This window comes from Arthrobacter sp. ISL-28 (assembly GCF_018613875.1).
Lineage (GTDB): Bacteria > Actinomycetota > Actinomycetes > Actinomycetales > Micrococcaceae > Arthrobacter.
The window spans coordinates 1-21,452 of sequence record NZ_JAGGPJ010000002.1; the positions used below are offsets into that span (position 1 = coordinate 1).

General features: G+C 65.9%; 13 protein-coding genes. 2 read left to right on the plus strand and 11 right to left on the minus strand.

Going from position 1 to position 21,452, the window contains the following annotated elements; all coding sequences use genetic code 11:
- Nucleotides 1-89: 89 nt before the first annotated feature.
- The 7 genes from J7E80_RS00820 to J7E80_RS00850 all read right to left on the minus strand — a co-directional run bounded on the left by J7E80_RS00820 (nt 90) and on the right by J7E80_RS00850 (nt 12,811).
- Nucleotides 90-5,072, minus strand: a complete 4,983-nt coding sequence (locus J7E80_RS00820; RefSeq protein ID WP_251036282.1) for a peroxidase family protein — start codon at nt 5,070-5,072, stop codon at nt 90-92.
- 391 nt (nt 5,073-5,463) lie between these two features.
- A complete protein-coding gene (locus tag J7E80_RS00825) occupies nt 5,464-5,892 on the minus strand; it encodes a DUF779 domain-containing protein (protein WP_215049588.1) in 429 nt (142 codons plus the stop codon).
- Between the two features lie 12 nt (nt 5,893-5,904).
- Nucleotides 5,905-6,927, minus strand: coding sequence for an alcohol dehydrogenase AdhP (gene adhP / locus J7E80_RS00830; protein ID WP_215049589.1), 1,023 nt, complete (start codon nt 6,925-6,927; stop codon nt 5,905-5,907).
- A 51-nt stretch (nt 6,928-6,978) separates the two neighbouring features.
- Complete coding sequence (locus tag J7E80_RS00835) at nt 6,979-8,502, minus strand: aldehyde dehydrogenase family protein (protein ID WP_215049590.1); 1,524 nt, start codon at nt 8,500-8,502, stop codon at nt 6,979-6,981.
- Between the two features lie 143 nt (nt 8,503-8,645).
- Nucleotides 8,646-10,022 carry a GAF domain-containing protein gene (locus tag J7E80_RS00840; RefSeq protein ID WP_215049591.1) on the minus strand — a complete coding sequence of 459 codons (1,377 nt, stop codon included), beginning with the start codon at nt 10,020-10,022 and terminating at the stop codon, nt 8,646-8,648.
- A 234-nt stretch (nt 10,023-10,256) separates the two neighbouring features.
- A complete protein-coding gene (locus tag J7E80_RS00845; protein ID WP_215049592.1) occupies nt 10,257-11,690 on the minus strand; it encodes an FAD-dependent oxidoreductase in 1,434 nt (477 codons plus the stop codon).
- Between the two features lie 122 nt (nt 11,691-11,812).
- Nucleotides 11,813-12,811, minus strand: coding sequence for a DNA topoisomerase IB (locus J7E80_RS00850; protein WP_215049593.1), 999 nt, complete (start codon nt 12,809-12,811; stop codon nt 11,813-11,815).
- A 123-nt stretch (nt 12,812-12,934) separates the two neighbouring features.
- Between J7E80_RS00850 and rarD the strand changes: the two genes are divergently transcribed.
- Nucleotides 12,935-14,032, plus strand: a complete 1,098-nt coding sequence (gene rarD, locus J7E80_RS00855; RefSeq protein ID WP_396020713.1) for an EamA family transporter RarD — start codon at nt 12,935-12,937, stop codon at nt 14,030-14,032.
- Between the two features lie 137 nt (nt 14,033-14,169).
- On the opposite strand, the gene J7E80_RS00860 is transcribed toward rarD, so the two are convergent.
- The 3 genes from J7E80_RS00860 to J7E80_RS00870 form a co-directional block, all read right to left on the minus strand.
- A complete protein-coding gene (locus tag J7E80_RS00860; RefSeq protein ID WP_215049595.1) occupies nt 14,170-15,033 on the minus strand; it encodes a universal stress protein in 864 nt (287 codons plus the stop codon).
- Nucleotides 15,034-15,334: 301 nt separating this feature from the next.
- Entirely contained in the window at nt 15,335-16,690 is a 1,356-nt protein-coding gene (gene gabT, locus J7E80_RS00865; protein WP_215049596.1) for a 4-aminobutyrate--2-oxoglutarate transaminase, read from the minus strand.
- Nucleotides 16,691-16,803: 113 nt separating this feature from the next.
- The gene (locus J7E80_RS00870) at nt 16,804-18,234 is read right to left on the minus strand and encodes a gamma-aminobutyraldehyde dehydrogenase (RefSeq protein ID WP_215049597.1); all 1,431 of its coding nucleotides are present in this window, start codon (nt 18,232-18,234) and stop codon (nt 16,804-16,806) included.
- A gap of 143 nt (nt 18,235-18,377) precedes the next feature.
- Between J7E80_RS00870 and J7E80_RS00875 the strand changes: the two genes are divergently transcribed.
- A complete protein-coding gene (locus J7E80_RS00875) occupies nt 18,378-19,808 on the plus strand; it encodes a PucR family transcriptional regulator (protein WP_215049598.1) in 1,431 nt (476 codons plus the stop codon).
- A 41-nt stretch (nt 19,809-19,849) separates the two neighbouring features.
- On the opposite strand, the gene J7E80_RS00880 is transcribed toward J7E80_RS00875, so the two are convergent.
- On the minus strand, nt 19,850-21,427 hold the full coding sequence (locus J7E80_RS00880) for a CYTH and CHAD domain-containing protein (protein ID WP_215049599.1): 1,578 nt from the start codon (nt 21,425-21,427) through the stop codon (nt 19,850-19,852).
- Between the last annotated feature and the right edge of the window lie 25 nt (nt 21,428-21,452).

Genomic DNA, 21,452 nt, shown 5'->3' on the forward strand with positions numbered 1-21,452 from the left:
TGGAGCCGCATCGGCCGAGACGGCTGTTGCGGGAATGGAACCACCGCCCGCATCCCTTTGGGGGACACGGGCGGTGGTTCGGAAAGGGGCTAGCTGAGGGCCGTCATGGCGTTCCAGCCGCTGCCGAGCCGGATCCGGGTCCCGAAGCTACCGGCACCGGTGCCCGGGTAGATGTACAGCACTCCACGGGAATCCCTGGCCACCAGGTCCGCCTTGCTGTCACCCGTGAAGTCAAGGGCGACAGATACGGTGACGACCGGCGCCGATACTGCTACTGCTGCAGAGGTCCGCGACACCGTTTCGTAGCCGGCCTTTTCGCCGCTGACCGTGACGGTCACGGACTTGCCTGCATCTCCCGCCGTCAGAGTGTAGCTGGATGCTGTGGCTCCGCTGATGGCTGCACCGCCGCTGAACCACTGGTACTTCAGCGTCACCGGAGCGGGGCCCCAGACTCCGCTGTTCGCGGTCAGCGTGCTGCCTACGGTTGCTGTACCCGTGATGGTCGGAACGGCGGTCACCATCACAGGCGCCACCGGTGTAACGATGTTGGAAACGACAACTGTGCTGGCACCGTGGACGTTCCTTGCCGTGACTTCGAACTTGACGTCAGTGTTATTGGTCAGGTCCCTGATGACCAGGCTGGTGTCATCACCAGCTGCCGTCCGTGGCGCACCGATCTGTTCCCCGGTGACCGCGTCGAGAACCCGGATAGAGAACTCCTCAGTAATGCCCCCGCCTTCAGCAGCGGTGAAGTTCACCGTGGCCGAAGCATTGCCGGCGGTTGCCCTAACACCCGTGGGTGCACTAGGCGGGATTGAATCCGCGAAGACCAGGGTTTCGATGTTCCGAAGGGTGTCAACGCCGTCGGGACCCGCGTTGTTGTGGGCCACCGTGGTTACGCCGTTGTTTTCGGTAACGGTGTAGTTTGCCCTGATGTCGGAGAAGCGGGCTGTATCAGTGCCGCCGGCCGAACTGAGGATCTCCTTCACTGCCACGATGTTGCCCGGGTCGACCTTGCCGGCGAAAACGTCCGCCTGCAGGGTCGCGCCGGTCAGGGCACCCACGTCGTTCTTCAGGTACTGAGCGGTCATTCCGGTGGCGCTGCCGATTTCCGTCTCCGCCTTCATCGGGTCGGTGCGGACGCTGAGCCGGACGTTGAGGTAGCGGTCTCCGTCAATGATGTCGTCGCCGCCGCGTCCTTCGAGCTCATCGCTGCCGCCGCCGCCGAGGAGGATGTTGCCCTCTCCCCAAGCCATGGCGTTCGCGGAGTTGTCCAGAATCGGGCAGTTCTTCGATGCCGACGCTGCAATGACGTCCGCGATCGGTGTGGTCCGCGCTTCATCCGGGATCAGCTCATTGAGTCCGCTAATGCGCTTGACGCCTTCGGCATCCAGGACGTTGCAGCCGATGAAGCCGCCGCCCCCGCGTTCGCTCGGGATGATGTCATCGCCCCTGAGCTTGTCATTGAAGGGGCCTCCGGAGAGTGCTTCAACTTCGTTGTACCTGTCACGGACGCCAACAGTGAGGATGTCCAGCGGCAGGATGGGCAGATCGAGGTCGGCGTCCTGCGGCTGTGGATCGTGCAGGCCGATCTCCCAGTCGTAGCCTGAGGCACCGGCGATCTTCTCGATGCCAGGACCCGCAAGGCCGACGTCGTCGCCGCCCTCCATGTCGTAGTCATCGTCGCCGCCCTGGCCGATGAGGACATCGTGGCCCGGCTTCTGCGAATCGTCCAGGAAGAACAGGTTGCTGGAGTCCCCGATCAGGAGATCAGGCTCGTCGCCGCCTTCTTGCCAGTCATCTCCGCCGTCGCCGAAGACAGCATCTTCACCCTGGCCGGCAATCGCGAAGTCATTGCCCTCCCCGGAGAAGGTTTCGTTAATGTTGGCTCCGCCGTTGGTGAAGTCGCTGCCGTCGCCCCCCATGATGATGTCCAGACCGGGGCCCGCATCGATGGCGTCGTTGCCCGGCCCGCCCTTGTGGACATCATCACCGGCGATGTCGGTGATGATGTCGTTGCCTTCGCCGCCAAGTGCGACGTCGGCGCCGTCACCGCCTTCGATGATGTCGTTGCCTTCACCACCCCAGAACGTGTCATTGTCGTTGCCGCCGTAGACGCGGTCCGGGTTGCCGGTGCCGTTGAAGACGCTCTGGCCGTTGATGCCGGGGGGGTCCACGGTGTTGGTCATCCGGTACTTGATCGTGCCGTCCGCCATACGGATCAGAACCTTGGTTTCGTTGCATTCCGAGGCCAGATCGTCAGCGACAGTGTTGCCGAAGCTGTTGAAGCCGTCCCGGGTGCCGGCAAGGTTCTTCAGCTCGAACTTGCAGTCTGCCGTGGCAAAGGCGTCGGCCTTGAGGGCCTGCGCGTTGGTGTTGCGCATCATGAGTTCCGCGAACGAGTTGCCTTCCAGCTGTGCCCGCAGGTTCATACCGGGCGTGCGGGCCAGGTAGTAGAACCGGTCGCCGTTCTGCAACTCGGTCAGTTGCTGCTCGAAGACGTGGTTAAAGGTGCTGCCGAGGAGCCCACCGAACATGTTCGTGCGTTCCGCGAGGCCACCGACCCACAGTTCAACGTCGTCGAGGCCGGTCTGTGAGTGTCCGTCCTTGTCTGACCAGCTGTCGCCGTCACTGTTCATGAACGCCGCAGCGTCCGCCGGAGCAACGTCGCCAGCGGCGGCGTCCGGGTTGACGATGGCACGGGCAGCAGCGCGGCGCGACTTGAGCGTCGCCGGGCCGTCGTCCTCGTTGCCCCGTACCTTGTCCGGTCCCGCATCTGTGAGGATGGTGGGGTGCTTGCCGTAGGCGGCCACGAAGTTGATCAGCGATTCAGGGTGCTTGAGGTTCTCACCGAAGTCGATCCAGTTCGTGTAGGGCTTGAGCTGTCCGTCGTTGGTCTCGGCGTGGAGGTCCTTGCGGAATTCATTGAGCGTCGGGACACCTTCAGACCTGGCCCGCGTCATGTTGATGGTCGCGAGGTCAAGCGGGAGTCCCAGCAGGTTGTTCCGGAGCGTGTCCGTCACGAATTCGTCCAGCTCGTTGCCGGCCTGGTCGGACATGCCCATGATGATGCTGCCCGCAGCCTGCTCGGATGTCAGCGGGCCCTCGTCGCCGCCGTCGGTGTAGGCCGGCGGGTTAAGGAATCCCTCAAGCAGGGAAATGTCGTTTTCGGAGCCGCGAACGTCATCCGAGGTGCCGTAGATGGCGTCCGGACCGGACTTGTCTTCATTCCGGCGCGAGATCGTCTCCGTGAGCATGGAGTGTCCGAACCGGTAGACGGCGTGGGCGAATTCAGCCTTGATGGCCGGGTTGATTTCCGTCTGTGTGAAGGCAAACGGCTGGAATGGGTTGATCAGAGGCTGTATTTTGCGCGCAAACTCCTCGAAGACGAGGTGCTGGTACTCCATCTCGGTCACGAAGCGGGCTGCCTGGAAGAGGCGCTCACCGTAGTTGAACGTCGTGTCCCCGACCGCTTCGTACTTTGCGAGCAGGTCCGCATTCTCCGGCCTGGCCAGCGTGGCCTTGATGTCATCGACCAGGCGGTCGTGTTCTGAGTGGAACACCTGGTGAATGGCGGTCAGGCCGATGTTTTCGTTGACGCGGCCGTCGCCGGCGATGAAGTGTGCGTCGAGCATCTCATCGTCATAAGTGCCGGCCGGCTGGTTGGCGAAATCGGCCGATGCCGTGGAATCCGTGTCCTTGGTCGGGGCCACCGCGGGAGTCCCCGGGTTGTGGTCATGGTCCTTCGGTGACGGGTCCGCATTGTGCGCGATGTCCACCAGGAACGGAGTGTTGAAGTAGCGGACATCGGCAGGAACCAGCGTTCCCGTTCCGCCGTTGTCGGCGGGGTTCGCCTCAACCTCGCCACTGGCGGTCATGAACACGGGCAGGCCGCGTTGCGGGCCGGGGACGAAGTTGCCGTAGAGGTCACACTTGATCATCGGGACGTTGAGGACGTCCTTATCCTCAAGCCGGATGCCGAGCTTTTCGAAAGCCTGCGCCTTGGTGGTTGCCCAGGTTGCCATGCCTCCCGCGGTGGGGCCAACGGGGCCGCCGAGCAGTTTGCCGGTGGCGACAGGGCGGCCGGCTTCGTCCTTCAAGTACTCGCGGAGGAACACCTGGTGCGAGGGATGCGACGTGTAGGTCTGGCTCTGGTCGACCCAGGGAGAGTCGGTGTTGAGCGCATCCTGAACATCATCGGCAGTGCCGAGGACGCGGTCCTCCCCTGGCTGGTTCTGGCCGCGGGTGAGGGCCATGAAGCGCAGGTGCCTGGGAAGGTCATCGCCCTCCACGGCCGGCGTCGCGGGATCATCGTCGACCACGTGGTTGGGGCCGGCAATCAGCGGGTCGTCTGCCTTGAGCGGCACGTAGACGTTGCCCCCGCCCTTGACGGTCTGGTCGATGCCGTGGTCAAAGAACTGGCCGAACAGGGTGAACAAGGAGTTGTACGGCGGTGAAAGGCCGACGTCGGTGGTGACGTTCGGGATGAAAAGCGTGCTGTGGGACGGGACACATCCGAGCGGATCGCCAGGGACGGCTTCGACGCCTTCCGATGCCGGTACGGGATCCGTGGTGCAGGGTTCAACGCCTTCGTTGCCCTGGGTCCGGACCGGATTGCCCGCGGCAGCAATGGCGGCCGGGTTGGTGGAGGTCTGGTCCACAATCAGGTTGCTGATGGTCCGGGGCCGGCTGTCGAAGACGTCGCCAGACTTTTGGGTGTAGCTGGTGGGCGTGGGAGGCCCGAAGATTGAGTTTTCTGCGTCCTTGAAGGTCGCAGAGCCGAGCCGCGGGAAGACCTGATCGGCAGCGCCGAAATGGTCCTGTCCGGGCTCGAGGTGGTTGCAGCTACCGTCGACGGTGCGCAGCCCGAGGGAGAGCATCGGGCTGGCGAGCTGGCTTTTCAGGGCACCGCACGGTCCCGTCTCGGACGTCGTACCGGCCACGTGCTTTTCGGCAATCTTGATCTGGTCGAGAATGAAGGACAGATCTGATGCGGTGACGTTGAATCCTGCCCCGACCGGCCCCTGCACTGCGTTGGCTGCCACCACCGGCAGCCCCATTGCTGCCGGCATTACGACGGTGGTAGCTGCTGCAATCAGCCGGAGGGAGACTGGCCGTGCATTTCGTTGGCTGCGTCGTAGACGACGGTTGGTGGGTGGATCGGTGGCGGCTGCGGATCGGCTGTGATCCGCGCCCCCGTCGGACATCCAAGGTGAGAGTTTCATGGCGCACCTGCCGCTAGGAGGGATGGAACACGGACATGGTGTTCTGCCCCGCTCCTAAAAACCTTGGGGCAAAAACAAGCCCTTCCGGACCCCGAAAGAAGTGCCCCCTTCAAAGAGGCCCCCACATTGGGGGTTCCCAATCGCAGCATGAACATGCAAAGCCCGGGCAGGGCCGCTCATGTGCGGCCCTGCCCGAGCGAACCATATGTGGAGATTTCCGGGGAAACGGCGGGTCAGTTCACACCGGCCAGTCCATCAGCGTGGAGCGGATAAGGAAGCGCTTTCCTTCCGGTGCTTCCACGGAAAAGCCGCTGCCCCGGCCCTGCACCACATCCACGGTCAGGTGGGTGTGGCTCCAATAGTCGAACTGCTCTTTGGACATCCAGAAGTCCAGCGGCATGCTGCCGTTTTCCTCACTGGCGCCAGGGCCGCCGTCGGAAATCTCGAAGCGGCCCAGCAGGACGTCCGAGTCGCCGGTCAGGAACTCCCCCGATGGGAAGCACATCGGCGAGGAGCCGTCGCAGCAGCCTCCGGACTGGTGGAACATGAGGGGGCCGTGCTGCAGCCAGAGTTTCCTGAGCAGCTCCACCGCCGCGGCGGTGAGCGCCACCCGGGAGAACTCCTCCCCGGGCAGCGTCACCGCGGCGTCAAGCCTGGCCTCAGGCATGTCGCCCCGCCATCAGAACCTCAGCACCACGCGGCCGTCGATCTTGGCGTGTTTCATCTCGTCAAAGACCGCGTTGACCTCGCAGAGTTCCCGGGCCGACACCGTGGGGTGGATCTTTCCCTGGGAGTAGAAGTCGAGCGCTTCCTCCAGGTCCTGCCGGGTGCCCACGATGGAACCGCGGACGGTCAGGCCCTTCAGCACAATCTCGAAGATCGGGGCCGGGAAGTCTCCGGGCGGGAGGCCGTTGAAGACGATTGTTCCGCCGCGGCGGGCCATGCCGATCGCCTGGCCGAACGCCGAAGGGTGGACGGCCGTGACCAGGACGCCGTGGCATCCACCGGTTTCCCTCTGGATGACCTCGGCGGGATCCTCGTGCCGGGCATTCACGGTGAGCTCGGCCCCGTGCTGCTTGGCAAGGGCGAGCTTGTCATCCGCAATGTCCACGGCGGCGACCCGCAGGCCCATGGCCACGGCGTACTGCACCGCGATATGGCCAAGGCCCCCGATGCCCGAGATGGTGACCCACTGTCCCGGTTTGGCTTCGGTCATTTTCAAGCCCTTGTAGACCGTGACACCGGCGCACAGCACCGGCGCAACTTCCACCGGATCAGAGCCGGCCGGGATGCGGGCGGCGAAGCGGGTGTCCACCAGCATGTACTCGCCAAACGAGCCGTCCACGCTGTAGCCGCCGTTCTTCTGCGTTTCACACAGGGTTTCCCAGCCGGTGCGACAGTACTGGCAGTCGCCGCAGGCGGACCAGAGCCAGGCATTGCCCACCAAGTCTCCGACGGCGAGGTCGGTAACGCCTTCTCCGAGAGCCACCACTTCGCCGACACCTTCATGGCCGGGGACGAATGGGGGTGACGGCTTGACCGGCCAGTCACCTTCCGCAGCGTGAAGGTCCGTGTGGCAGACGCCGGTGGTAATGACCTTGACCAGTGCCTCACCTGGGCCTGGGGCGGGAACGGGAATGGTCAGGATTTGGAGGTCGGTGCCGAATTCGGTTACTACGGCTGCTTGCATTGTCGTCGTCATTGGCGAAATCCTTGCGTCGTTGTATCAGTGCTGAACATGGGCGGTGCCGGCTTAGAAGAAGCCGAGCTTGTTCTCGTTGTAGCTGACCAGGAGGTTTTTGGTCTGCTGGTAGTGGTCCAGCATCATGGCGTGGTTTTCACGTCCGATGCCGGAGGACTTGTAGCCGCCGAACGCGGCACCCGCCGGGTAGGCGTGGTAGTTGTTGAGCCACACGCGGCCGGCCTGGATCTCGCGGCCTGCCCGGTAGGCAACGTTGCCGTTCCGGGACCAGACTCCGGCGCCGAGACCGTAGAGGGTGTCGTTGGCGATGCCCATGGCGTCGTTGTAGTCGCTGAACTTTGTCACCGAAACCACGGGGCCGAAGATTTCTTCCTGGAAGATGCGCATCTTGTTGTGGCCCTCAAACACGGTCGGCTGGACGTAGTAGCCGCCGGCGAGATCGCCTTCGAGCTGCGCGCGGCCACCGCCGGTGAGCAGCTTGGCGCCCTCCTGCCTGCCGATGTCGATGTAAGAGAGGATCTTTTCCAGCTGGTCGTTGGACGCCTGGGCGCCGAGCTGGGTTTCGGTGTCCAGCGGGTTGCCCTGGATGATCTTTTCCACCCGGGCCAGGGCGTCGGCCATGAAGGAGTCGTAGATGCCTTCCTGGACCAAGGCGCGGGACGGGCAGGTGCAGACCTCGCCCTGGTTGAACGCGAACAGGGCGAAGCCTTCCAGCGCCTTGTCGTAGAACGCGTCGTTGTTCTCGGCGACGTCGTTGAAGAAGATGTTCGGGCTCTTGCCGCCAAGCTCCAGCGTCACCGGGATCAGGTTCTGGCTGGCGTACTGGCTGATCAGGCGTCCGGTGGTCGTTTCCCCGGTGAAGGCGATCTTGCGGATCCGCGGGCTGGAGGCCAGCGGCTTGCCGGCCTCGACGCCGAAGCCGTTGACCACGTTGACCACGCCGGCCGGGAGCAGGTCGCCGATCAGTTCCATCAGGACCAGGATGGACGAGGGCGTCTGTTCCGCGGGCTTGAGGACGACGGCGTTGCCTGCGGCAAGGGCGGGCGCGAGCTTCCAGACGGCCATCAGGATGGGGAAGTTCCACGGGATGATCTGGCCCACAACGCCTAGCGGCTCGTGGTAGTGGTAGGCCGTGGTGTCGTCGTCGAGCTGGGACAGCCGCCCTTCCTGGGCACGGACGGCCGACGCGAAGTAGCGGAAGTGGTCAGCGGCGAGCGGGATGTCCGCGTTCAGGGTCTCACGGATGGGCTTGCCGTTGTCCCAGGATTCGGCGACGGCGAGCATCTCCACATTCGCGTCGATCCGGTCGGCGATCTTGTTGAGGACCGCGGCGCGTTCCGCAACGGAGGTCTTGCCCCATGACGGCGCAACCTTGTGCGCTGCGTCCAGGGCCAGTTCGATGTCCTCCGCCGTGCCGCGGGCGACCTCGCAGAAGGCCTTGCCCGTGACCGGAGTGATGTTTTCGAAGTACTGGCCCTTGACGGGGGCAACCCATTCGCCACCGATCCAGTTCTCGTAGCGGTCCTTGAACGCGACCTTCGAACCCTCGGTCCCGGGCTGTGCGTAAACAGTCATTGCTGGCTCCTTTGCTCTGCAACATCGTGGCGATCGGCATGGTGATCGCCGTTGCACTGAGCCTAGGAGCGACAAGGTTGCAGGAAGGTTGCAACGATGTGAGCCGGCTCACCCCGGCTATCGCCGCGGCCCCGCAGTCTCTGCTAGGCGCTCAGCTCCGCCTCCAGCCGTTCAAGATCGGCGACGACGGCGGCCCGTTTGGGCGAGCGGGGCGGCAGGAGCTTCAAGGCGGCACGCCGGACCCCGACGTCGTCCCTCGCCTCGGGCAGTTCGGCATACCTGAGCAGCGAATCGGCGCTGCCGTCCGTCATGACTGCCTCGCGCAGCAGCGACGAAACGCGGTCCCGCAGGTCTACGACTCCGGGCGCTTCGGACCGCGGAAGCACGGCCCCGCGGTAGATCTCGAGGGCGATCCGGTGGGCGCCGCGCTGCAGGCAGTTGAGCACCTGGCCGCTGTCAGGCATGAGGTCCACCCTCAGCTTGTAGGGCCGGGACTCCGGTACGGCGGCGGGACTGAACTGCTGGAGGACCTTGCGGAGGCGCACCATCTCGGCGCGCAGGGTCATCGTGGAGTTGTCGGCAGGGTAGAGCAGGTTGCTGAGTTCCTCTGCGCTGAGGCCGTCGGGGTGGGTGCTGAGCAGGGCCAGAATTTCACTGTGCCGGGCGGACAGCGGGACGGTCCGCCCCTCGATGCTGAGCAGCGCCTGGTCGCGGCCGAGCAACTGCAGGCTGTTGCGGTACAGACTGCCCTCGGGAGCGGAACCGGACCTGGCAGCGGAACTGTTGCTCCGCCGTCGGGCCGGCGTCCTGGCCTGTGCCGCCGCAAGCTGGAGCCGCTCGACACGCAACTGGGCCTGCGCGGCGGCAACGGTGGCCTCCACCAGCGACAGGGTGTGCGGAGCCACCGCCGACTCCGTGCCGGTGATGTCCACAACGCCCAGCAGTGCCCCGGAGTCCGGATCCTGGAACGGGACCGCCGTGCAGCTCCACGGATGGACGGACCGCTTGTAATGCTCGGCGCCGGAGATCTGGATCCCCCGGCCCAGCGCGAGCGCGGTCCCCGGGGCGCTGGTCCCGACCATGGCCTCGGACCAGTCAGCACCGGGGACGAACATCATGCCCTGGGCGCGGCGCTGCATCACGGGGTCGCCTTCCACCCAGAGCAGCCGGCCCACTCCATCACCCACGGCAACCAGCAGGCGGCTGTCGTGGCTCGGCTGAATGAGGAGCTTCTGGATGACGGGCATGATGGTGGCGAGCGGGTGCTGGCGGCGGTATTCCTCGAGCTCTTCGCGGTCCATGGCCAGCGGCGCCTCGGGGATGTCAGGGTTGGCCTGCAGCCGGGCGGAACGCTGCCAGGATTCCCGGATCAGGCGGCGCAGCCCGGGAATCTCCGGAGCGTCGGGAAAGGCGTGGGCGTCGAGTTGCTCGTGGCCGGCCAGCGCATGCCGCTCGACCGATTCCGCTGCGTCTGACGCAGCGTCGCTGCGGGTTGCTGCCGGCTGGATCAGGTTCCTCATCGAACTCCCATGGCCAGTTCATTGCGCGATTCGGCGCTTTCTCCGGGCACACGCCACTACGGGGCCCGCGCTCCGTCCGGCAAGTCTAATAGTGCCCGCACGCGTGCGCCATAGCGGGGCAGGCGCCCGCCATAGCGAGGCAAGCGCCCGCCATGGCGGGGCAGGCGCCCGCCATAGCGAGGCAAGCGGCAGCCACGGCGCCATGGAGCGCGAGAGTTAGCTGTTCTGCGGGCGTCAGCCGCGGGAGATCTCGATCATTTCCTCGCGCGGCACCACTTTGATCCGTTCGCGCACGACGCCGTCAGCGTCCCCGCCTTCGGACCACGCCGTACCCAGGGCTGCTTCGTGCGCGTTGAGCCTGTTCCAGCCTTCCCACGTGGTGTACTCGATGCCGCGCTCTTCCAGCAGGTCGATGATGGCCTGCGGGTCGGGGTTTTTGGCCGGCGGCAGCGTCAGCCGGTCCTCGAGGAGGCAGCCGATGGTTTCCAGGGCATCACCCTTGGTGTGCCCGATGAGGCCAACCGGTCCGCGCTTGATCCAGCCCGTGGCGTAGATGCCGGGAACGGGGTTGCCTTCGGTGTCGAGGACGCGGCCGCCCTCGTTCGGGATGACGCCGCGCTGGGCATCGTATTCCAGCTCATCGAGCGGGGACCCGTGGTAACCGATGGCGCGATAAACGGCCTGCACCGGGTAGTCGATGAATTCCCCTGTGCCCTTGACGTTTCCGGTGCCGTCCAGCTGCATGCGCTCAAACTTGATGCCGGCCACTTTGCCGGACCCGCCGTCGTCGTATATTTCCACCGGGCTGTGCAGGAAATGCAGGTGCAGGCGGCGGGAGGACGGCTGCTCCGCTTCGGCATGCTCCTCCACGAGCCAGTTGGTCAGGGTATTCACCATGGTCTTGGTCTGGTTGTTGCTCCGGATCGCCTCGTCCGAGGCTTCGTCGAATTCGAAGTCCTCCGGGTACAGCACGATGTCCACGTCACGAGCGTGGCTGAGTTCGCGGAGTTCCAGGGGGGTGAACTTGACCTGGGCCGGGCCGCGGCGGCCGAATACGTGGACGTCCGTGACCGGCGAGTTCTTCAGGCCCCGGTAGACGTTGTCCGGGATTTCCGTGACGAGGAGTTCATCGGCGTGCTTGACCAGCATCCGGGCCACGTCCAGCGCCACGTTGCCGTTTCCGATGACGGCGATTTCCTTGGCGTCGAGCGGCCACTCCCGTGGAACGTCGGGGTGACCGTCATACCAGGAGACGAAGTCCGCGGCGCCGAAGGAACCCTCGAGTTCGATGCCGGGGATGTTCAGATCAGCGTCCCTGATGGCACCGGTGGAGAAGATCACGGCGTCGTAGAACGCGCGGAAATCGTGCAGGGTGAGGTCCCGGCCGTACGTGACATTACCCAGGAACCGGATGTCACCGCGGTCCAACACTTTGTGGAGCGCGTTCACGATGCCCTTGATGCGCGGATGGTCCGGGGCCACGCCGTAGCGGATCAGGCCGTAGGGCGCGGGGTATGCCTCGAAAAGGTCAATGCTGACCTCCAGGTCCCCGCCCTTCACTTCGTTGGACTTGGTCAGGATGTCCGCAGCATAGACACCTGCGGGTCCGGCGCCGACGATCGCGACGCGGAGTGGCCGCTGGGAGGCGGTTTCAGCTGAGTTGGACACCTGGAGCCCTTCTGGAACGGAGAATGCGCCTGCTCGTCCTGCGCACAGTATCCAATTCTAATTGTCCCTGCGATCGTGCGGTGAAACGCGTGACGCGCCGCCTCGGCTGTCCGGGTGGGGCGTCACCCGCTTTTCCGCAGCGCCACCACATCCCCTTCGCGGTACAGCAGCGCCCGCAGCTCCGATTCCGCGGAGTCCAGCCGTCGAGGATCGATGGTCTCGCCGTTGGCAAAATGGTCCAGCAGCCGCGGATCCACGTAGCTCTTCCGGGCGATCGACGGAGTGTTCCCCAGCACGGTGGCCGCCTCCAGCATCGCTACGCTGATGGCCCGCTTCCGCTTGGACTCGGTCTTCTGCGGTCCGCTCCGGGCCAGGCTCACCGCCGCGGCAACCGTCCCCCGCAGGGTCCGGAAATCCTTCGCCGTGAAGTCGTCACCGGTACGTTCCTTCACGTAGCTGTTGATCTCGGCGCTGCTCACAGGATGCCAGCTTCGGCCGTTCTTGTAAGCCAGCAGGCGGGCGTTGGGGCCGCGCCGCTTGAGGACCCTGACGAGCGCGGCGAGGTCCTCGTCGGCGATTTCCGATTCCCAGTTCTTGCCGCTCTTCGCTGGAAAGCTGAGCTGCAGGCGGTTCTTGCGGACCTGGACATGGGCGCAGAGCAGGGTGGCGAGGCCGTGGCTGCCGTTTTCGTTCGTGTACCGTTCGGAGCCCACGCGCAGGGACCCGCTGTCGAGCATCCTGAACGCGGCGGCCAGGACACGTTGCCGGGTGACGCCGTCGCTCCTGAGGTCCATGGTGACCAGCCGGCGCGCGGCGGGCAGGGATTCCGCGAGCTGAAGCGCGCGGTCAAACTTCACGCGGTCCTTCCGTTGCCGCCACTCGGGATGGTAGATGTACTGCCGGCGCCCGACGGCGTCCAGTCCTGTCGCCTGGATGTGGCCATTCTCAAACGGTGCGATCCAAACGTCTGTCCAGGCCGGCGGGATGCCGATGCTCTCCAGCCGCTCCCGGACGGGCCCCGGCGGCAGCGTCGACCCGTCGAGGTCCCGGTAGCTGAACCCTTTACCGGCCCGCACCCGCCGGTAGCCGCGGCCGGAGGCGTTGCTGTGGCGCAGCCTCATCGGACCGCATCCTGCCCATGCGTCATGCTCATAATGGCAAGCCTACTGACTATTTTCGTGCTGCAGGCCAACCCGGTGCCTCCAGAACGGAATACCCGGCCACCTGATGGTGTTATTGGTCTTGTGCCTAGCCCCGACGGATCAATCTCCTCTGCCCCTCCTTCCGCTCTGCCCGGTACGGTGCCCGGCGCAGCGGCTTCCGCGATGCCGCCCGAGGTGACTGGCTCCGGCCAGACCCCTGGGGGGCAGACCGGCAGGCAGTCCGGCGGGCAGGCTGGGCTGAAAGCTGTGGATAAGGAAACGACGGCGGGAGTCCTGTTCGGGATCGGCGCGTACGGGCTGTGGGGGCTGCTTCCGCTGTACTTCTTCGTGCTGCAGCCCGCCGGCGCCGTCGAGATTGTGGCCAACCGGGTGGTCTGGTCACTGCTTTTCTGTGCCTTGCTGATCACGGTGACGCGTGCCTGGCGGGTCCTGGGTGCGGCGTTCCGGGACCGGTCCGTGTTCGGAACGCTGTCCCTCGCCGCCGCGCTCATTGCCGTGAACTGGCTGACGTACACCTATGGCGTGACTACGGGACAGGCTGTTGAAGCGTCGCTTGGCTACTTCATCAACCCGCTGGTGTCCGTCCTGCTCGGCGTGTTCGTCCTGAAGGAGACGCTTCGCCCCCTGCAGTGGGCCGCCGTCGCAATCGGTTTCATTGCCGTGGCCGTCCTGACGTACTCCTACGGCAAACTGCCGTGGATCGCGCTGACGCTTGCCGTGAGCTTCGGCCTCTACGGCTTCGTAAAGAAACGCGTGGGTCCCAAGGCGGGCGCCGTCACGAGCCTCACGGTTGAGACGATCGTGCTCACTCCCCTGGCCGCCGCCACCATGATTTTCCTCGCCGTGAACGGTACCGCCACCCTGGCAAGCAGTGGCGCTGCGCACTTCTGGCTTTTGGCGGCCTCCGGCGTTATCACCGCCGTTCCGTTGCTGTTCTTCGGCGCTTCCGCCCGCAGACTGCCCATGACAACCATCGGGCTACTCCAGTACTTTGCGCCGCTGCTTCAGTTCGTCGTGGCCCTGGCCGTCTTCCAGGAAGCGATGCCCTTCGAACGCTGGATCGGCTTCGGCGTGGTCTGGCTGGCCCTGCTGGTGCTCACAGTGGACATGCTGGCGGCCGCCCGGAAGAACTCCGTGGCCCGGAAGCTCACGCTCAGGGAAGCGCGAACGGACACCTAAGCCGCTGCACCAAACCCACGGCGCTGCACCAAACCCACGGCGCGAACGTGCAGATAATGCCCTTTCCCGGAGCTTTTGAGGGCGTTATCTGCCTGTTCGCGCTAGGGGAGGTGCCTAGGGGCCGCTAGGGGAGGTGCCTAGGGGGCCGCGGCCACGCGCTCGTAGTCGCGCGGAACCACCACCATGGGTACCGGAAGGGCCCGCAGCACCTTGTTGGCCGTGCTGCCCAGGAACATCCGGTTCCTTTCGGCCAGGCGCGAGGAGCCCACGATGAGGATCTCGCCGTCGTCCCATTCGAGGCCGTCGATCGCCTCCTCGATGGTGCGGCCGTGGGCCACAGCCACGCTGACCTCGTGGCCTGCGGGCACCTTCCCCGAGGCCGCCGTGAGGACGGTGTTTGCGTGGATATGCGCGGCGTTGATCGCTTCTCCCCCGTCGCCGACGGCGTCGAGTTCCACGAGGGAGACGAGCCGCAGCGGCACCCCGCGCCGCTTTGCCGCGTTTATGGCAGTCTCGATCGCAGCCTCAGCCCCAGCCCGGCGTCCCACGGCCAGGGTCAGTCGCGTGATCGGCGCCGTCCGCTGGTAACCGCGCGGGGCAAGCGCCACGGGAACCGGCGACGCATGCAGCAGCGCGTTGGCCACCGATCCCACGGTGTAGCGCTTGAACAGCCCGGTGCTTGCGGCACCCACTGCTATCAGGCCGGCTTCGAATTCCACCGCCGCATCGATCAGCCCCGCAGCGAAGGACTCGGCCTGGCGCACATGGAACCTGGCCTCGAGGCCTCCTGGAACCAGTGCCAGCCCCTCCCGTTCCGCGGTCAGCACCTCCTGCTCGGCGGCACTGACCCCGCTGCCTTCCGTGTTCAGCGCCACATGCGGCGTGCCAGGCTTCACGTAGACCAGGTCCAGTTGCGCGTCCTGGGCCAAGGCCAGCGACGTGGCCAGGGCGACGGCGTCCGCGCCGCGCTCAGTGGGTGTGTAGCCGACTACGTACCGCATGCGAAACCCCTCTTCGGGTAAGGCAGACGCGTCACCGCCCGGATCCCCGGCGGCGCTCCCCGGTCTGCGGAGTGAAGTGCAGTGGTGAGGACGACTCTACCCCCGGATACGACTGCGGGCCGGGCACCTGTGAAGGTACCCGGCCCGGTGTTTTGCACACGCCACTGCCAACTCCGGCGCGAACAGGCAGATAATGCCGTGTTTCGCGACTTTTGAGGGCATTATCTGCCCGTTCGCGCTCAACGGGAGGGGCTTAAGTGTCCATTCGCGCTTTTGAGATGTGGCAGGAGGTGGCAGTGGATTAGGCGTTGGCCTTGATGGCCGCGGCCAGCACCTCGAGGCCGTCCTTCAGCAGTTCGTCGCCGATGACCAGCGGCGGCAGCAGGCGGATGACGTTTCCGTAGGTGCCGCAGGTCAGGATGATGACGCCTTCCTTGAGGCAGGCAGCCGCCACGGCCTTGGTGAGCTCGGGGTTGGGCTCCTTGGAACCGGCCTGCACCAGCTCGATGGCCAGCATGGCGCCCCGGCCGCGGATGTCGCCGATCACGGAAACATCTGCCGCGAGGTCGCGCAGCCGGCCCAGGGCCAGCTCCTCGATGTGCTTGGCACGGGCGTTGAGGTTGTATTCCTCCATCGAGCCGATGGACGCCAGTGCAGCGGCGCACGCCACGGGGTTGCCGCCGTAGGTGCCGCCCAGGCCGCCCGGGTGGACGGCGTCGAGCAGGTCGGCGCGCCCTGTGATCGCGGACAGCGGCATGCCGCCGGCGATTCCTTTGGCCATGGTGATGATGTCCGGAACGACCCCTTCGTGGTCCACGGCGAACCATTCGCCCGTGCGGCAGAATCCGGACTGGACCTCGTCGGCGATGAAGACGATGCCCTGCTCCTTGGCCCATGCGGCCAGCGCCGGCAGGAAGCCGTCGGCCGGAACGATGAAGCCGCCCTCGCCCTGGATGGGCTCGATGATGATCGCGGCAACCTGCTCGCCGCCGATCTGCTTCTCGATCATGGTGATGGCGCGCTGGGCGGCCTCGGCACCGGTGATCTCCGGGTTTTCCTCACGGAACGGGTAGCTCATGGGCATGCGGTAGACCTCGGGCGCAAACGGCCCGAAGTTGGTCTTGTACGGCATGGCCTTGGCTGTCAGAGCCATGGTCAGGTTGGTGCGGCCGTGGTAGGCGTGGTCGAAGGCGACGACGGCGTCCCGGCCGGTGGCGAGGCGGGCCACCTTGACGGCGTTTTCCACGGCTTCCGCGCCGGAGTTGAACAGGACGGTGCGCTTCTCGTGGTCACCCGGGGTGAGCCTGTTCAGCTGCTCGGCGACCGCAACATACCCCTCGTACGGGGTGACCATAAAGCAGGTGTGGGTGAAGTGCTCCACGGCCTCCTTCACGGCACCGACGACGGTGGGGTCGGACGCGCCGACGCTGGTCACCGCGATGCCTGAGCCGAGGTCGATGAAGGAGTTGCCGTCGACGTCGTGGATGATGCCGCCGTCGGCGTCTGCGACGTAGACGGGGACGCCGGAGGCGACGCCGGCAGCAACGACTGCCTTGCGGCGTTCACTCAGCGCCAGTGATTTGGGGCCCGGGAAGTCGGCCAGGATGCGGCGCTTCTGCTCGAGACGGTAGGTGATTTCGCTTGCGGTGGTGGTCATGGTGTTTCTTTCGTTACGGAGTGGGCCACGCCGGCAGGGTTCCCTGGTCGAAGCGGAGCGAGGTTTGGGGGCCGGTGGGGAGGCTCGACCACCGGAGTTGTTATGCGACTGCGTTATGCATCAAGTGCAGACATCACGTGCTTGATGCGCGTGTAGTCCTCGACGCCGTACATCGAGAGGTCCTTGCCGTAGCCGGACTGCTTGAAGCCGCCGTGGGGCATTTCGGCGGTGAGCAGGATGTGGGTGTTGATCCAAACCGCTCCGAAGTCGAGATCGCGGCTCAGGCGCATGGCGGTGCCGTGGTCTGAGGTCCACACGCTGGACGCCAGGGCGTAGTCGACGTCGTTGGCCAGTTCCACTGCCTCTTGTTCCGTGCTGAACTTCTGCACGGTGATGACCGGGCCGAAGGTTTCCTTCTGCACGATGTCGTCAGTCTGCTTGGCGCCCGTGACGATGGTGGGCTCGAAGAAGTAGCCCTTCTCCCCCGCCCGGTGGCCGCCGATTTCGATCCGGCAGTTTTCCGGGAGCGACTCCACGACGGCACTGACCGCCTTGAAGTGGTTGACGTTGTTCAGCGGGCCGAAGTAGTTTTCTTCGTCGTTCTGCGAACCGGTGCGCAGGGTTTTGGTGTGTTCCACCATGGCCGCCACAACGTCGTCGTGCACTGAGTCCTCGACCAGCACGCGGGTGATGGCGGTGCAGTCCTGGCCGGCGTTGAAGAAGGCGAACTCGGCGATGGCCGCGGCACTCTTCTTGATGTCGGCGTCCTTGAAGACGATGGCCGGGGCCTTGCCGCCGAGCTCCAGGTGGGCGCGCTTGAGGCCCTTCGCGGCGCCGGACGCCACGGCGATGCCGGCGCGGACGGAGCCGGTGATGGAGACGATGCCGGGGACCTTGTGCTCCACCATCATGGCGCCCGTTTCGCCGGTGCCCAGGATGACGTTGAGGACGCCGGCCGGGAAGATGTCCTTGGCCAGCTTCGCCAGCACCAGGGTGGATTCCGGCGTGGTGTCCGACGGCTTGAGGACAACCGTGTTGCCGGCGGCGAGCGCGGGGCCGATCTTCCAGATGGCCATGAGGAACGGGTAGTTCCACGGCGCCACCTGGGCCACGACGCCGATGGGTTCGCGGCGGACGAAGGAGGTGTGGCCTTCGAAGTACTCGCCGGCGGACTTGCCTTCGAGGATGCGGGCGGCGCCGGCGAAGAAACGCAGCTGGTCCGCGCCGGCGGCAACTTCCTCGGACGCGATCAGGGACCGGACCTGCCCGGTGTTGCGGTGCTGGGCATCGACGAGTTCGTCGCTGTTGGCCTCGACGGCGTCCGCGAGCTTGAGGAGCATGAGCTGGCGCTGGCCCGGAGTGGTGTGCTTCCAGGTCTTGAAGGCATCCTTGGCCGCAGTCATGGCGGCATCGACATCCGCCGCGACGGAGATGGGCGATTTAGCCACGACGTCGCCCGTCACAGGATTCACGATGTCAAGCAGTCCGGTGCCGGCGGGCGTCACGAACTCGCCGTTGATGAAGTTCTGCAAGGTTTGAACCACGGTGTACAACCTCTTTTCGTACTGAATGATGTGATGCAGCTGCTCCGAGCCTATGACAGCGCGGCAAACCGGGGAATAGCCACCTGCACACCATGCGCCGCAGCTTTTCGTGCGATTGGCCAGCATCCCGCTAGGCTGGATGCATGGCAATTTCCCTCGCCGCGCTGCTCGCTGTGCCGTCCCTTGGGCTCAAGAAATCCGGGCTCGCCGAGACCACCTCCCACCAGGACATTCACTGGGTTGCCGTCACCGAGCAGGAGGATCCGCAGCGCTTCCTCAACGGCGGCGAGCTGGTGCTCACCACCGGCATGCGGCTCCGCAGCGCCACGGAACAGCGGCGCTTCGTCCGGCAGGTCCAGCGCGCCGGTGCCGTGGGCATCGGTTTCGGTGTGGGACTGACGCACGACGCCGTTCCGCCGGCTTTGGTCGCGGAAGCGAACCGTTGGGGGCTGCCGGTGGTCGAAGTCCCCTACGCCACCCCGTTCATCGCCATCGGCAAGCTGGTGGCGGACGCGCAGTCGGCCGACCATTATTCCAAACTGGAACGGCTCATTGCAGGGCACCAGATCCTGGCCAGGGCACTGCTCACGGGCGGCGGGCTGGCCGAACTCCTCAAGCACCTGGGCGGCATGCTGCGCACGGAAATTGCCCTGACCCAGTTCACCGCCCAGCTGTACAACAGCGGTTCCGAGCCGCCGCTGCCGGATACCTGGTCGTCGTATCCGATCCCCACCGGCCGCCGCGACGCCTGCACGCTGTGGGTGAAGCAGCCGTTCGAGGACTCCGGCATCATCGGCTACGCGCAGAACCTCATCAGCGTGGAGCTCAACAACATGGTGAAGCAGCGGCAGGCGGAGCGGGCACTGTGCGGGCAGGTGCTCGAGGACGTGATCCACGGGACCCTGGATCCCAGTGAGGCCACCCGCCGGCTCGCGGGGACCGGCATCAACAGCACGCGCAAGAACGTGGTGATCCTGGCCGGATCCGAGGCGCACCACAAGCAATTGGTGACCTCATCGCTGCCGCGGACGCTCGAGAAGGCGGTGACCGCCGTCGTCGGAAAGGACCTGATCACGGTGGTGCCAGACGACGGGCGCGGTGCCACGGCACTGGCTAGAAGCCTCAGCGACCACCTGGCCGAGGCCGGGATCCATGCGACCATCGGCATCGGCGGCGCGTACACGAAGCCCAACGGCCTGCGCTGGAGCTATTTTGAGGCCCGGGATGCGGCGAGCCACGGGCTGCCCGTCAACGAACCTGAACGGCTGAGCCTGACGTCGCTGCTGCTGGCGAGCGAGGACGTGCCGCTCGCCGACATGGCCAATGAGTCGCTCACGCCGCTCCGCACCTTCGACGCTGCCCACGGCGCCGAGCTGATGACCACCCTGGAGAGCTACCTGAACAACAACGGCTCCGTGGCGGCCGTGGCCGAGGCCCTCACGCTGCACCGGAACACAGTCCGCTACCGGCTCGCGCAGATCACCGAGCTCACCGGCTACGACCCCTCAGTCACCGCCGACCGTGTCCAGCTGTGGCTGGCCCTCGCGGTCTCGCGGCTAGGGCCGCGGCACTAGGCCCGATGGCCCTTCCGCCGCAGCTGATTGCAATGGAGTGGCTAGCTGACCCCGCGCTTCAGGATCTGGCGGGCCTTCCTCCGCGCCTTGCGGTACTTGGACTCGGCGCGGGCGGCAATCCTTTCCTCCTGCTCACGCAGCAAACGGTACCCGGCAGCCTCCGACTCCGGAAGCTCCGGGCCCCGCTCCAGCTTGCCCAGGAGGATCCGGGCCACCACGCTGTCGTGGTGGTCACCCAGGATCTTTTGCTGCCGGTGCGCGGCTTTGGCGAGCTTCGCGGCACGCTTTCCGTAGACGGGCACCGCCGATTCCGCGGCGTGCCGCAGACGCTTGGCATCCTTGCGCACCTGGTGCAGCGCGGAGTCATGGGCCGATTCCTCCTTGGTGCGCCTTGCCGCCTTGTGCGAGCGGCGCAACCGGCGGAGCGTCTTCCTGACCCGCTTTCGTGCCACTTTGCCAGCGGGTCCTGACGCCTGCGGCCGGACCGGCGGGTTGTCCCGGAAGTCCTCGAGATCATCCAGCAGCCTGAAGTAGCGGTCCGTCACGAGCACTTCCTGCAGCTTCCGGTAGCCGGCGTCGAACCTGTTGCCCAGTTCGCGTTCCAGCCTGTCCCTCACTGCACCTCCGGCGGACTGCTCCGCCGGCAGCTCGGCAGCGTGGCTGCCCAGCCGTTCGCGCATGACTTCGGCGTCACGGGGAGACCCGAGGATCCGGCCGAGCCACTTCAGTTCATCGCGGAGCCGCCGGACTGCGGCTGCCCCGAACAGCTGGCGGTAGACGGCCAAGGCCGACCGCAACCGCCGGGTGGCCGAACGCATCCTGTGGACGGCGTCCGGCTCTTCCAGCCGCACGGCCGGGTCCATCGCCAGGAGTTCGCGGATCTGCCCGTCGATGTAGGCGGTCACGACGCCGGCGGCCGGCTGCTGCTTCGTTGCCGCCTGCTGCCCCGGCTGCTGTTCGCCCGAGCCGGCGCCTGGGGGCGTTACCTCCTGCCGTTCCGGCCAGGCCTCCCCGAGGGCCCGCCCCAGTTTGGACTCGTGCGCCGCCGGCCGCGCACCCGCCGCCGCCAGAGTTTCGGCGGCCGCCGAAAAAAGCTCCGCACCCCCGTGGACGAGTTCGAGTTCCCATTCGCGCCACTTCTGCGTCCGCCCCGCCCCGCCGAGGGCCTCAGCCTCCACCCTGTCGTCGGCAAAGTCGGCCAGGTGCACGCCGTCGTTCCCGTACAGGGCTTGCGTGGTGCGATTGGTCTTCAGCCGGGCGGCCGGCGCCAGCTCCGCGCCGCGGACGTAGACCTGCAGGTACGCCATCAGTTTTTCAGGTACGACGCCGGCCTGGCCCAGCGGTGCGTGGATCTCCCGCCGCTGCGGGGCTGCTGATTCGTCCGCGGACTCCGACGGCAGCTTGAGATGCCAGCCGGCGTCCGCCCCGCCGGTTCTGCGCCGGAGCGTGATCCGGCGAGAGGCAAGTGCCAGGTCGTCGGTGTCGAAATACACGGCTTCCAGGCTTGCGCCGTATGGCTCGCCGACGCGCCCGACCCCTTGGATTTCGGAGAGCCTCGGCACCGCGGCCTCACCATCGACGTCGTACTTCTTCTCGGTTTCAAGGCCCTCGGCAGTCATGGCCGTACGGCATCCTTTCCCAGCT